The 12,964-nt window shown below is 65.3% G+C and carries 17 protein-coding genes; 12 read left to right on the forward strand and 5 right to left on the reverse strand.

Translation table 11 applies throughout. The features are described 5' to 3' along the window. The first annotated feature begins 152 nt into the window (after nucleotides 1-152). From DWB23_RS05310 to DWB23_RS05330, 5 genes are all read left to right on the forward strand, one after another. Nucleotides 153-857, forward strand: a complete 705-nt coding sequence (locus DWB23_RS05310) for a hypothetical protein (RefSeq protein WP_121741939.1) — start codon at nucleotides 153-155, stop codon at nucleotides 855-857. 57 nt (nucleotides 858-914) lie between these two features. Beyond that, a complete protein-coding gene (locus DWB23_RS05315; RefSeq protein WP_121741735.1) occupies nucleotides 915-1,355 on the forward strand; it encodes a DUF7500 family protein in 441 nt (146 codons plus the stop codon). Nucleotides 1,356-1,503: 148 nt separating this feature from the next. Further along, entirely contained in the window at nucleotides 1,504-1,932 is a 429-nt protein-coding gene (locus tag DWB23_RS05320; RefSeq protein ID WP_121741736.1) for a DUF5807 family protein, read from the forward strand. Between the two features lie 152 nt (nucleotides 1,933-2,084). Beyond that, entirely contained in the window at nucleotides 2,085-2,783 is a 699-nt protein-coding gene (locus DWB23_RS05325; RefSeq protein WP_121741737.1) for a hypothetical protein, read from the forward strand. A gap of 97 nt (nucleotides 2,784-2,880) precedes the next feature. Then, nucleotides 2,881-3,777, forward strand: coding sequence for a hypothetical protein (locus tag DWB23_RS05330; protein WP_121741738.1), 897 nt, complete (start codon nucleotides 2,881-2,883; stop codon nucleotides 3,775-3,777). 32 nt (nucleotides 3,778-3,809) lie between these two features. Here DWB23_RS05330 and DWB23_RS05335 read toward each other — a convergent pair whose 3' ends face one another. Both DWB23_RS05335 and DWB23_RS05340 read right to left on the reverse strand, forming a co-directional pair. Further along, entirely contained in the window at nucleotides 3,810-5,066 is a 1,257-nt protein-coding gene (locus tag DWB23_RS05335) for a DHH family phosphoesterase (RefSeq protein ID WP_121741739.1), read from the reverse strand. Nucleotides 5,067-5,145: 79 nt separating this feature from the next. Continuing rightward, entirely contained in the window at nucleotides 5,146-5,610 is a 465-nt protein-coding gene (locus DWB23_RS05340) for a universal stress protein (protein WP_121741740.1), read from the reverse strand. A 221-nt stretch (nucleotides 5,611-5,831) separates the two neighbouring features. Between DWB23_RS05340 and DWB23_RS05345 the strand changes: the two genes are divergently transcribed. Further along, a complete protein-coding gene (locus tag DWB23_RS05345) occupies nucleotides 5,832-6,293 on the forward strand; it encodes a universal stress protein (RefSeq protein ID WP_121741741.1) in 462 nt (153 codons plus the stop codon). A 39-nt stretch (nucleotides 6,294-6,332) separates the two neighbouring features. On the opposite strand, the gene DWB23_RS05350 is transcribed toward DWB23_RS05345, so the two are convergent. Both DWB23_RS05350 and DWB23_RS05355 read right to left on the reverse strand, forming a co-directional pair. Then, the gene (locus DWB23_RS05350; RefSeq protein WP_121741742.1) at nucleotides 6,333-6,896 is read right to left on the reverse strand and encodes a GNAT family N-acetyltransferase; all 564 of its coding nucleotides are present in this window, start codon (nucleotides 6,894-6,896) and stop codon (nucleotides 6,333-6,335) included. 2 nt (nucleotides 6,897-6,898) lie between these two features. Then, on the reverse strand, nucleotides 6,899-7,267 hold the full coding sequence (locus DWB23_RS05355) for a universal stress protein (protein ID WP_121741940.1): 369 nt from the start codon (nucleotides 7,265-7,267) through the stop codon (nucleotides 6,899-6,901). Between the two features lie 194 nt (nucleotides 7,268-7,461). Between DWB23_RS05355 and DWB23_RS05360 the strand changes: the two genes are divergently transcribed. From DWB23_RS05360 to DWB23_RS05380, 6 genes are all read left to right on the forward strand, one after another. Next, complete coding sequence (locus DWB23_RS05360) at nucleotides 7,462-8,898, forward strand: ATP-binding protein (RefSeq protein ID WP_121741743.1); 1,437 nt, start codon at nucleotides 7,462-7,464, stop codon at nucleotides 8,896-8,898. Nucleotides 8,899-8,995: 97 nt separating this feature from the next. Further along, nucleotides 8,996-9,778, forward strand: a complete 783-nt coding sequence (locus tag DWB23_RS05365) for a histidinol-phosphatase HisJ family protein (RefSeq protein WP_121741744.1) — start codon at nucleotides 8,996-8,998, stop codon at nucleotides 9,776-9,778. 81 nt (nucleotides 9,779-9,859) lie between these two features. Then, complete coding sequence (locus DWB23_RS05370) at nucleotides 9,860-10,252, forward strand: DUF2237 family protein (RefSeq protein ID WP_121741941.1); 393 nt, start codon at nucleotides 9,860-9,862, stop codon at nucleotides 10,250-10,252. Nucleotides 10,253-10,307: 55 nt separating this feature from the next. Continuing rightward, a complete protein-coding gene (locus DWB23_RS23700) occupies nucleotides 10,308-10,442 on the forward strand; it encodes a hypothetical protein (RefSeq protein WP_275086289.1) in 135 nt (44 codons plus the stop codon). Continuing rightward, nucleotides 10,433-11,257 (forward strand): MBL fold metallo-hydrolase, encoded by an 825-nt coding sequence (locus DWB23_RS05375; RefSeq protein ID WP_121741745.1) that lies wholly within the window; start codon nucleotides 10,433-10,435, stop codon nucleotides 11,255-11,257. The genes DWB23_RS23700 and DWB23_RS05375 overlap by 10 nt, the downstream gene beginning before the upstream one ends. Nucleotides 11,258-11,329: 72 nt before the next feature. Next, the gene (locus DWB23_RS05380) at nucleotides 11,330-11,884 is read left to right on the forward strand and encodes a cupredoxin domain-containing protein (RefSeq protein WP_121741746.1); all 555 of its coding nucleotides are present in this window, start codon (nucleotides 11,330-11,332) and stop codon (nucleotides 11,882-11,884) included. A 51-nt stretch (nucleotides 11,885-11,935) separates the two neighbouring features. Here DWB23_RS05380 and DWB23_RS05385 read toward each other — a convergent pair whose 3' ends face one another. Further along, complete coding sequence (locus DWB23_RS05385) at nucleotides 11,936-12,934, reverse strand: DUF5787 family protein (RefSeq protein WP_121741747.1); 999 nt, start codon at nucleotides 12,932-12,934, stop codon at nucleotides 11,936-11,938. Nucleotides 12,935-12,964 lie beyond the last annotated feature (30 nt).

The following is a 12,964-nucleotide window of genomic DNA, read 5'->3' on the forward strand; positions in this document are numbered from 1 at the left end:
GAAGCCGATACGGTATCATTTCCACCCGAAACCGATGGCGAATCTCGGTAGTGGTCACTCCCGTCCGAGGCGACTCACGGCTCGAGTTCCGTTCCGACTCAGCGTTCGATATCGTCCGGGTCTTTTTGCGAGATCCGTGCGGAGAGCAGTACATGACGGACGATTCCGTTCGGACCCCCTCTCGACGGCATTTTCTCGGCGCGGCCGCCGGGACGGCCACGACGGCCGTCACGGCCGGCTGTCTCGGCTCGCTGGTCGACACCACGTCGAGCACTCAGATCGAACCCGAACCCCCCTCTGATCCTCGGGAGGGGTCGCCCGGCGAGTTCTACTACTTCCTCGAGGAGAACGGCATCGAAGTCGACGAACTCGCTCGAGAGGACGACGAACTGTACCTCACCTATCGCTCCGAGGCCGAAGCCGTCGAGGAGTCCGACGAGGAGATCTGGCTGATCTACGAGGTCTACAAACGGGCGCTGATTCGCCGCGGCTCGGAGATCGAGTTTCTCTACACCGAGATCGCGAACCCCTTCGATGGTCAGGCGCTGGGCTGGGGAATCAACTCCGAGTGGGTCCACCAGTTCGACAGCGACGAAACCGCACGCGACGAAAACGAGTCGGATATCGACGGATCGACCACCCCAGACAGGAACGAGACTGCCGGCAACGGGACCGCTGGAAACGAGACCACCGAAGACGGGCTCGATATGAACCAGATCACCCTCTGGAACAACATCATGAACTCGAAAGTCTACGCGGAAGACCTCGAGGACGACGATAGCGCCCCCGACGACGGCAACCAAACTAGCGACGACTCGAACGCCGACGAGACGGTCGATAACGAAAGCGACGACTGAGAACCCGTTCGGGAGCCGTAGACTTACAACCCTCACGCACGCACGTAGCATCGACAGATGACCTCCGACCCGACACCGGACGACGGCGTTCTCACCCCCGACGAACTTTCGCTCGAGGACGGCGTCGCCGAATTGGGTGACAACCGGTATCTCGTTCGCACGGACGAGTCGGACGACGCCGCTGCGACGAACGCCGCCCTGACCGGTCACGCCCGTAGAACCGGCACGGATCTCGAGGACCGAACCGCGGACACCGTCGGGATCGAGTCCGGATCGTCCGCCCGTACACGCGGGGCTCTCGCCGACGCGGCCGAACCTCACGGGATCGACATTGCGCTGAAAACCGACGGGGAGATCGCCCACCACTACGCGACGTCACACGACGTTCGCGAGGTGTTCGTGGACCTCCTGACGTGGTATGCGGGCCAACTCGACGACGACATGTCGCCCGAAGAAGCGCTGGGGGTTATGCTGGCCGCGTCCGATCTCGAGGTTTGAGTACGCACCGTCGACGGCCTCGCGTGAAAGCGCCGGAGACGGAGAACGCGAAGTGCGGTGATCGCTTGCACCGGCGATCGCTCGAGCGAACCGAACCCCGCTGCCCGATGACGCGCCCTTTTTCCACCTCGAGCGACGATGGTAGTCCATGACCGACCCACGCGAGGAGTTCCTCGCCGGCGAGCGACCGGACGACGTGGCGCTGTTCCTGGCTGACTCCTACGTTTCCGACGACCGACTCGAGCGCTTCGGCGAGCGCGTCGAGGACGGAATCGTGATCGTCGTCGACGGCGAGAGCGGCCGGAACGCGTTCCAGGCGGCGACCGACATGGAGGCCATGCAGTTCGCCAAGTCGGCGATGGATCTCGAGGGGGCGATCGACGACGACCTCGCCGACGGGACGTGCCCGGACGCGACCGAGGGCGAGGAGCACGCGGTCCAGTTCGTCTTCGCTTTCGCCGAAGAGCAAAACGAGGACGTCGGCGGGATCTACGCCGAGGGAGACGTCGTTCACGCCTACGCGCAGTGTACGTGTGGCACGGCGTACTCGGATCGGTGGAACGCCACGAACGCGTAGGCGACCGTAAACGCGCGGACGGTCACGAGCGCGGAGAGTGCTACAAACTCGGAGGGGATTCGAATACCCGGAACGAATGCGATCGAGTCGCGGTCCGATTGCTGTTCTCTGTAAGGACCACCCTTTTGCGACCGGACCGACTACGTTCGGCGATGAGTTCCTTCGAAACGCCCCAGAACTCCGAGCGCGGATTCGGCCTCTCGAGTCGCGAGGTGCAGGTGATCAGCGGCGCGACCGGATTGATGGCGATCACCGTCGCGCTGATGTACGTCTTCGCGGCGACGCCGCTCGCGGTCGTCAACGACTACCTGTTCTCGTTCCCGATCGTCGGCGTGCTCGTCTACGGGGCGGCGATCACGGGCGGAGAGATACTCGCCGAACGCGGGATCAAGGGCGGTGATATGTGGATCGCCTTCGTCGGGATGGTCGTCCTCCAACTGGCCTTCGGGACCTTCGGGGCCGGAATCCTCTCGATCGTCCCGCAGGAGACCCAGCTTACGGTGCTGGGAATTACGGCGATCGTCACCGCGCTGATGACGGCGCTGGTGTCGGGCTACGTCTACGCCCGCTCGACGACGTTCGAACACTGGGGACGGTTTGCGAACTACGCCTTCCTCGGCGGCATCGGCGTGATCCTCGTCGGGACGTTCGTCCTGCAGACCCTGTTGCTGGTCGGATTCGTCCTCATCTTCCTGGGCTTTATCCTCCGACTTGGCTACGAGATCTGGCAGGTGCGCGACAACCGCGACGCCTCGATCGGGCTGCAGACGATCGGCGTCTACGTCGCCGTCGCCGGCGTGTTCGTCCACGTCCTGCAACTCGTGATGCGGTACGTACTCTCTCGAGGGTGACCGAGCGCGTCCGAGCGGCCGTTTTCGCACCGTTCCACGCTCAAAGCGGAATTTGACCTTCCAACAGATCTTATACGGCCCCTGTCGACGAGCCTCTATGAACAGGAGAGCGTACCTCGCCGGCGCTGGAATCGGGCTCTCGGGGGCTCTCGGCGGCTGCCTCGAGTCGGCGTCGATTCGGTCCTCGCCGTCCGGGGCGAGCGGCGAGTTCGAACTGACCGATCTGACGGCGTCGACGAGCGTCGATCGGCCGTCGGGCGGTTACGCTCTCGAGCGGTCGGCGTCGTACTCGGCGGACGCGGTCACGCGGGAGGAGGAGCGAACGGGCGAGGAGCGCGTCGTCGTCGATATCTCCAAGGTCGACGACGACGAGGTTCGCGAGGCGCTCGAGGTCACCATCGAGACCGGCGAGTGGCGGTCGGAGACGCTTCCCGATGGACTCGAGGAAACCGTTGAGACGGTCGACTTCGTCACCGGCGTTACGACGGGAACGGCCACGCACGTCGGGCTCACGTTACACTACGTCGATCCGGACCGCTCGCCCGCGATCGAGTTCGGTGCGACGATCACGGACGCAGCCGTTTCGGAAGACGGTCCCGGCGCGATCGATCTCGAGTTGACGAACGTCAGTTCGACGGTTCAGGAGGTGTTTTCGGGGACGGTGCCGCCGTTCGGAATGGTACGCGCGGCGTCGGTCGACGAAGATGACGAGTTTCTGCTCTGGCGGGAGTACGAGGAGGAAGGCTGTTACGGATTCGACGGCTCCGGCTGGACCAGGTGTGATATCGGCGCAATTACGCCGATCCAACCGGACGAAACGCTCTCCCGGCAGTACGAAGTTCTTCAGGGTTCGACGGCCCACTATCCCGATCAAACGGTGCCTCCGGGACCGGGAACCTATCGGATCGCGGACATCCTCACCTACAGCGAGGGCGAAGGAGCACCAGGGGCGGAGCTCTCCTTCGAAGCCGAATTCGTCCTCGAGTCGGTGTAGTACCGACGGGACCGACGCAGTACTCGAGTCGATCAGTCGTCGTCGGCCGCCGCGTCGGCGTCTTCGGCGTCGGCTTCCTCGAGAACCTCCTGAAACGCGCCGAGGATCACCTGTTTCGTCACCGCGCCGCGGGAGGTCCAGTGGGTCGCGTAGTCGAGCATATCGTCGTAGATGTCGGGTTTGCAGCCCGCGGCCTTGGGGTGACCGCCGCCGTTTACCTTTCCGGCGACCTCGTGACACAGCTGGAACTCGTCGGTGCCGCGGATCGAGGCGGAGCCGGCGGGTTTGACGATTACTGAGGCGTCGGCACCCTGTTCGCGCATCGCTTCGGCGACCTCGTTTTGCGAGCAGCGGCCGTACGTGATCCCGACCGTGTAGCCGCCGATCTCGCGAAGCTCCGACCGGCCGACCGCTCGGTCGATGAGCGCGTTCTTCTCCTTCCGGCGCTCGGCGATGTACTCCTGGACCCACTCCGGAAGATCGACGCCGTACTCGCGAACGACCTCGACGTACTCCGCCGGGTCGGTCCAGTAGGCGTAGTCGGCCAAGTCGTCGCTTCGGGGATCCTCGCGCAGCCAGAGATCGTGATCGCGCGTGACCGTCGCCAGTTCCTCGTACATCGGCCCGAACTCGTACTCGAGCGAGCGGTAGACGACGTCAGCGCTACACTCCTCATCGGAGTCGCCGACGACCAGTTCGGCGCCGGCGTCGCGGACGCCCGTGGCGACCTCGTCGCCCCACTGGTGGTGGTCGTACCACGAGACGCTCGCCGCGGTCTCGAGCGCCGCCTCGAGTTCGTCCTCGACGTACTCGAACCGGTCCGGCGCGAGGTCGCAGACGAAGATGTCGATTCCAGCATCGCCGTACTCGGCGACGCGAGCCAGGGCGTCCTCGACGTCGTGCGGGCTGGCGGGGATCAGTGCGACGTTGTGCGGCGTCGGCTCGGGTTCCTCGAGCGGGCTGTCGACGTCGCCGGCGAGAACGGTGGATTCCTCGTCAGCGTCGTCGACAGCGTCGGCCGCGTCCGATGCGTCAGTTTGCTCGTCAGCAGCGTCCGGCTCCGGCACGTTCTGGACGTCGTCGTAGGCCTCCCGAATCAGCGCCACGCAGGCCAGGCCGTCGGCGTCGGGGTCGGCGATGACGGCCACCTCGGCCCCCTCGAGCGCCGCCGCGGTCTGTTCGTCTTCGAGATCGTCTTCGAGGTCGTCAGGCAGGAAGAAGCCGGTTCCCGGGAGAATCGACTTGCGAGAGATCGACAGATCGCCGCTGTCGATCAGTTCGTTGTACATGGCACATCCTGAACGCCGAACGGGGAAGTAATCGCCGGTCTTCGCTTTCAGGCCACCGACACGGTCGGTGTGACCGTACTCAGACGTCGGCCGCCGACCCGTCCTCCGCCGCCTCGGCCGCCGGCTCGAGCTGTCGAACGGAGAGGACGGGGACCGGCGAGGTGCGGACGACGCGTTCCGCGACGCTGCCGAGCAACAACCGGTTCTCGCCGTGGCGACCGCGGGTACCGGTCGCGACCAGATCGGCGTCGACCTCCCTGGCGTAGCCACAGATTTCAGCGGCGGGTCGGCCCTCGCGAACGGCGGTCGTCACCTCACGACCAGCCCGCTGCTCGACGGTCGCCAGTGCGGCGTCGGAGGTCGTCTCGAGGGCGGTTCGCAGTTCGTCCCGAAGCTGCTGGGGTGAGGCGTCGACCTCGCTGGCGTCGACGACCGAGAGGGCGTGGACGTCGGCATCGAAGCGATCGGCGAGATCGAGTGCGATATCGACGGCTCGTTTGACGCTCTCGGAGCCGTCGGTGGCAACCACGACCGTATCGAACATACGCGGTGGTTACGGCCGAGGCGGCATAAATACCGGCGGCACGTCCCGCCGGATGGGACCGAAAGACTGGCGAACGACGCTCGGCGAACGGTGGGCCGCGTCGGCGCGCTATCACGGTCGGTGACGGGTTCGCCATCGCGATCGCGACTGGCCCCGGTAACACATCACGCGGCCGGGAACTGGGGGGTGGCTTTTTTGCGTCGGGGGACACACCACCCGGTATGGACGATAGCGAGCCGTTTACCGTCGACACCGTTCTCGCACCGGTCGACGGAAGCGACGAGTCCGCCACCGCCCTCGAGTGCGCCGTTGCCGTTGCCGACCGCTACGACGCGTCGGTCCACGCGCTGTTCGTACTCGGTCGCGGCGTAGTGCAGGGAATGAACGCCGGTGCCGTCGACGAAGACACCATCGCAGCGGATACGCAGGGGTTCTTCGACGACCTCAGCCACGTTGCGGACGACGCGAACGTTCCGTTCGTAACAGCCGTCGACGACGGGTTCTCCCAGACGCGAAAAACGCGCCACCCCGGTAACGTCGTTCTCGATACCGCCGACGAGATCGACGCCGACTTCATCGTCCTCCCGAGAGAGCCCGTCACCGATGCGGCCTCGGCGGAAGTCCTCGAGAAAGTCGCCGAGTACGTTCTGGCCTACGCGAGCCAGCCCGTTCTGTCAGTGTAGCCCGCCCTGTCAGTCGCCGGAAATCGTGTTCTCGCCCGCTCACCCGAGCCGAATCGCCATCTCCTGTTCGAAGCTCTCGGTTCCGGTCGACGCGAACCCGACTCGCTCGTAGAGGGCGATCGCCGGGTTGTTCCAGCGCTCGACGGTCAACCAGACGCGTTCGATCCCGATGTCGCTCGCGTGTCCCAGCAGATGCTCGAGCAGTTTCGTCCCGATCCCGGCCCGCTGGTAGTCCTGCAGGACGAAGATCGCGAGCTCCCACTCGACCTCGCTGTTGTCCTCGAGAGCGGACGGGTCATCGGTGTCGGGAACGAGCACCGCGTGACCGATCACGTCCTGGCCGTGGCGGGTAACGACGTTGACGCTCTCGTCGGCGATCGTCTCGAGCCAGTTGCGAATGCGTTCCTCCCCGGTCGGCGGAATCCCCTGTGCCCGGTCGGTGGGATCGAACTGGACGTACATGTCGACGACGTCCTCGAACGTGTCCGCGAAATCGTCGGACGCCGTGATCTCGATCGATCGGCCCTCTCGGTCCTCGACGGTCGTCGGCGGCGAGGGGAACGGTCCGGCCGGCTCGTCTGGATACGGTCGCGTGTCAGCCATCGTTATCGCACCAGTTTGACGGTCGTCGGAGCGTTCAACAGGACGAATTCGGTGATCGGCCCGAGTTGAATCTTCCCCATCGGGCTCAGCGTCCCGCCGCCGATCACCAGCTGGTCGAACTCCCCCTGCTCGGCGTAGTCGACCAGCGAACTGCCCGGGTCTCCCTCGAGGGTGACGACCTCGGCGTCGACGTTCGCCTCCGAGAGCTGTTCCCGCGCCTGCTGGGCCATCTCCTCCTGTGATCGTTTCGCCTCGGGTTTGTCGACGACGGCGACGGTGAGATCGTCGCCGACCTCGCTCGTTCGGTCGATCGCCTGTCGGAGCGTCTTGATCGATTCGTCGCTCCCGACGATTCCCACTAGGACGTTCATATACATGCGTGTGTACCGATGAACGAAAACCGTTGTGCCCAGCGTCAGTCTCAGGGATTGATCGGGGCCGGACTGGTCACCGATCGCGGGGGCGAGAGCAGGTACTCGACTCCGAGTGAGTCGAGAGTGCCCCGCTGACACATACGTTGCGCATGACGACGACGTTAAGAGCGTGTGGTGAATACGTTGACCGAATGAGTGATGCGGCGCTCGATGTCGTGGAGTTCCTGCTCACGACGAGCGTGTATTCGGACGATAGAACGTTGGATGAGAACGATCTCCCGCCGTCGTTCCGCCGGGTATTCTGGACCGGCGGCGTCGATGACGACGGCGACGAGGGTCGGAGACACGCCGGAATCAGCCGGCCGCTCTCAGCCACGAACAGTACTGCTCGGCAGGCGACGGGCGTCGACCAGCCGTGGGAGGCCGTCTCGGATCTGATGTTCACCGAGCGCGACGAGTTCTCGGGAACCATCACCCTCGCTCAGGAGGAGATGGCCGAGCAGTGGTACGCCGAGCGCGTCGACGAGGAGCGACTCCTCGAGAACCCGACGCTGACGAAACACCTCACGACCCACAAGGAGTTCGGCGACGAGTTCGACGCCAGCCACGAGCAAGCCCGCGATCAGAACCGGCCGATTCAGGCCGACCGCGTCTGGATCGACGGGCTCCTCGAGGAGTACTTCGACGAGGAGGACGACGAGGAGATGCTCGATCTCGTCGAGATCCGCGCGCCCGAGGAGGTCGACATGTCCCTCGACGACCTCGTGCTCACCGAGGACCAGGAGAACGAACTCAACAAGATCTCGAAGGCGATCGAACACCGCGACTACCTCGCGAACATCGGCCTTCGCGAGATCGGAAAACTGCTGTTCGTCGGCCCGCCGGGGACCGGAAAAACGTCGACGGCGCAGGCGCTGGCCCAGGATATGGACCTGCCGTTCGTCGAGGTCAAACTCTCGATGATCACGAGCCAGTATCTCGGCGAGACGGCGAAAAACGTCGACAAGACCTTCGAGGTCGCAAAGCGGCTCTCGCCGTGTATCCTCTTTATCGACGAGTTCGACTTCGTCGCCAAGACCCGCCGGAGCGACGAACACGCCGCTCTCAAACGCGCCGTCAACACGCTGCTCAAGAGCATCGACAACATCTCGCTCATTGACGACGACGTGTTGCTGATCGGCGCGACCAACCACCCCGACCAGCTCGACGACGCCGCCTGGCGGCGCTTCGACGAGATCATCAACTTCCCCAAGCCCGACTACGGCATGCGCGCGGACATCCTCACCCTCATCACCCGAACGATGGACATCGAGGAGTTCGACCCGCAGCTCATCGCCGAGGTCACTCAGGGGCTGACCGGCAGCGACCTCCGGATGGTCCTCCGAGAGGCCGTCCTCGAGGCCCTGACCGAAGACCGAACGACGCTGGATCAGGCGGACCTCCTCGACGCCGTCGAGGAGTTCGAGGAGCGTGACACCCTGAAGAACATGGACATGATGGGCGGCGACCACGACGCGCTCGTCGCCGGCGGGGATCTCGGAAAGGCCAGTGATGGCGGTGAACCGAGCGGGTCGGAGGAGGGCCACGACCACGCCCACGACGACGGCGATCACGACCACAGCCACTGAATCCGACCGTCGGCAGGCGGGTCGCTACGAACCGGACACGCGAGACCACTGTTCTGACGAGCGAAACTACCAACTGGCCGCCCGGTGTCGTCGGCATATGAACGATTACCACTCGCACACGAACTACTCCGACGGCGGGTTTCTCGAGGGGATGGTTCAAGCCGCCGACGCGGCCGGTCTCGAGGGAATCGGGCTCACGGACCACTGCATGGTGTCCTCCCGCGAGCCCCCGAAGACCACCCGTAGCGTCTACGGTTTCAATCTGGACCGGACCTACGAGCGTCGACGTCGGGCGATCGAGGAACTCCGTAACCGGGCGGACATCTCCCTCGAGATCTACGACGGCGTCGAAATGGACTACGATCTGCGCGACGAACGCGCGATCCGGGACTTTCTCGAGGAGACGGCGTTCGACTACACCATCGGGAGCGTGCACGTGGTCGACGATCTGAACGTGCAGGTGCCGAGCAACTTTGCAAACACGAGCGAGGCGGAACGCGACGCGATCGTCGACGACTACTTCGAGAACCTCGTCTCGCTGATCGACTCGGAACTGTTCGACGTCGCGGCCCACCTCGACCTGGTCGAACGAACCCCGCCGCTGCGGGGTCGGGCGACGGTGGACCACTACGAGCGCGTCGCCCGGGCGCTCGCCGATTCGCGAACGGTCCCCGAGATCAACGCCGGGCGAGCGATCGCGGACGCGGCGATCGTCCACCCCGCCGAGACGTTTCTCGAGATCTTGCGCGAGTACGACGTCGCCGTCACCGTCGGCTCCGATTCCCACCGACCGTCCGAGATCGGCGACCGAGCCGCGTTTCTCGAGGAGTATCTCGTGAGCCGCGACCTCGAGCCGGTTGCGCCGCCGGGACTCGACTGACCGGCGGTTTTCGAGAGTCGACTCGCGGATGGGCTGTCGGGTTACACTACGCTTTTGCCCGCGGCTGCCGACGGCAAGTTTATGACTACCGACCGGAACGTCTACGGAACGAAACTCGAGCCCTGTAGTACCGATCCGACGACGGGTTTTCTGCGCGACGGCTGCTGTCGTCGCGTCGAATCGGACCGAGGCCGCCACGAGATCTGTGCCGTGATGACCGAGGAGTTCCTCCGATTCAGCGAGGCGCGGGGAAACGACCTCGTCACACCGAAACCCGAGTTCGAGTTTCCCGGCCTCGATCCTGGCGATCGGTGGTGCCTTTGCCTCGCGCGGTGGCTCGAAGCCGAGGAGGCCGACCGCGCCCCGCCGGTCGTGCTCGAGGCGACCCACGAGGCGGTCCTGCGAGACGTCGACCCGGACCTGCTGCGGGAACACGAGTACGATCGAACCGAACGCGGCGGGGCGTCCGAGTAACCGCGACCCGCTTCGCGGGGAACATCCTTATGGCCGGACTGCGAACCGAACCACAATGAGCGGTGGATCGCGATACGTGGAGGCCGATGCGCGCGCCGATGAGTCGATCCATCACGTCACCACAGCGAGCGTCGTCGAGCAGGTCAGTCCGTGCCGCGTGGACGGAGGTGCCGACGAACCGTGCGCGTAACGCTGCTCGGGACCGGCGACACGACCGGGACGCCGACCGTCGGCTGCGACTGTGACACCTGCGAGACCGCCCGCGAACGCGACGTCGAGCGCACTCGGTTTTCGGTCCACGTCGAGAACGAACGCACCGACGAATCGCTGTTGATCGATTTCAGCCCGGACTTTCGCTATCAGTTCCTGCGCGACGGCGTCTCGCTGCCCGACGCCGCCATCATCACGCACATTCACTTCGACCACCTCGACGGGCTCGGGAACGTCTTTCGCGTTTTCGACTCGCTCGATATCTACGCGGCGAACGAGACCGATCCGAAGACCGGCAAAAGCGTCGCCGAGACGGTCAGTGACGACTACCACTACCTCGATCAGATCGACGTTCGCCCGACGACGCCGCACGAATCGATCCGGATCTGTGGCTTCGACGTCACGCTCGTCCCGGTCGAACACCCGCCGCTGGTCTGTTACGGCCTCGCAATCGAGGATCCCGAAACGGGCGCGAAGCTGTCGCTTTCCGGTGATACGAGCTACAACGTCCCGGCGGCCTCTCGAGAGGTCCTCGCCGACCCGGACCTGTTGCTCGCGGACGGAATCGTTCCCGCCCATCTCTGTGAGTACCACCCCATCGGCGGCCGCCACGAGAACGAGGACGGCGTTCCGCGGACGTTCGGAACGAAACACATGACTCGAGAGGGGGCGCTCGAACTGGCCGACGACCTGAACGCCGACCGAACGCGACTGGTCCACCTCGCCCACTACTATCCGGCTACGGAGGCGTTCGAGGAGCCGCTCGCGATCGACGGCGAGACGTACGTCCTCTGACGGAACTGCGGGGCGGCGACGCGACCGGCCGAGACGTGTACACTCAAGGCCGTCGAACACTGTAGTTCACTCATGAACTGGACCAGGCGGCGCGTGGTCGGCGTAACCGCAGCGGCCGCCGTCCTCGCGGGCTGTCTCGGCGAGGACGGAGGCGATACGGACGGCGACGAGGAGCCGAGCGGAGACGGCAACGGTGACGAGGAGACGAGCGGAGACACCAACGGCGACGACAGCCGCGACGCCGAGACGGTGCTCGAGGACGCCGATATCGAGGACCACACCGGCAAAGAGACCGTCGAAATCGCGATCGATCCCGACGGCGCTGGCTTCGAGCCCGCGGCGTTCGAGATCGATACGGACACCTTGCTCTGGTGGCACTGGGAGGGCTCGAGCACGGGACTCTATCCGATCGACATTCCCGAGGACTGTTTCTGGGGTGAGGAAGACAACGAAGACGACGAGTGGGAAGCCGGCGACGAGTACGACCGAATCTTCTGGGCGCCCGGGTCGTATCTCTACGCCAGCCGCGACGAGGACGGTGAAGAGTTCATCGGCGCGTTTCGCGTTCGCGACTCCGAGGACGGGGAGCAAGACGAGGACGAAAACGGGAGCGGAATGGGAATGTAGAGCGGGGAACGCGCCCGACGTACCGGAGGTATCGAGACGCCGATCGTCCGCTCAGTCGAACTGATCCAGCCCCGACTGCCGGCGACGTTTTCCCTCCGGATCGGCGATCCAGGGGGTCCGACGGTCGCGTTCGGCCTCGAGATCGATCGCCGGACGCGAATCCGACGCGGGCTCGTAGCCGGCACACGAGGGGCCGCACTCCGACCCGGCGTCGACGACCCGCCCCTTCCACGAACAGTGGGGGAGCGTCGCCGCGCTCGAGTCGTCGGTGCGACAGGCCCCGCAGTCGGGGAACGCGTAGGTCCGCCACCCCTTGCCGTAGGCGCGTTCGGCGATACGTCGACGCGCGTCGGCTTTCGCGTCGGGTTCGACGACGGCGATCTCGGTTCGGCCGGGGCGGGTCTCGAGCGGTTCGATTCCCGGCTCGTCGACGGCGAGGGGCGACGGATCGCGAACGACCTCGATCTCGAAGGCGGACCCGGCCGCCGTCGGATCGCCGTCGCGGTGGACCCGCCAGACGCCGACCTCGTCGGGGATGCGATTCAGGTGCGCTCCGGTCACGTAGCTCTCGGTCGCGAGGACGACCTCGTCGACCAGCGCGAGGCTGACGTCCGTCCGCAACTGCGCCTCGAGATCGCCCGGTCGACCGAGGTCGGGTTTGTTCTCGATGCCGACGATGCGGTCGTACCAGTCGGGGTAGCGAGCGACCTGGCGGACGTACTCGCGGCCCTTTCGGCGTTCGCGTTCGAAAAAGCCGATCTCGCAGGCTCGCTCCGTGGCCCGCCGAGCGCGGTCGGGGTGGCAGTCGAAGGCGTCCTTCCAGTAGCGCGCCTGCCCGGTTCCGACGTCGGCGTCGATCGCCGCATCGGGAATGGACTCGCTCGTGAGGGCGAGACGGTCGTCGAACGCGGGACCGGGCTCGACGCGGATCACGTCGAGGATCCGGCCGCCGGGATCGGCGACGCTCGCGCCGAGTTGACGGGCGAGGATTCCCTCGCAACGGCTCTCGAGGTGGGCGCACAACTCGAGTTCGAAGGCGAACTCGCTCACGGGTGTCTCGAGGGGAGCCAGCGTGAAAAA

Origin of the sequence: Natronorubrum halophilum (genome assembly GCF_003670115.1) — an archaeon.
In the GTDB taxonomy this organism is placed as follows: Archaea; Halobacteriota; Halobacteria; order Halobacteriales; family Natrialbaceae; genus Natronorubrum; species Natronorubrum halophilum.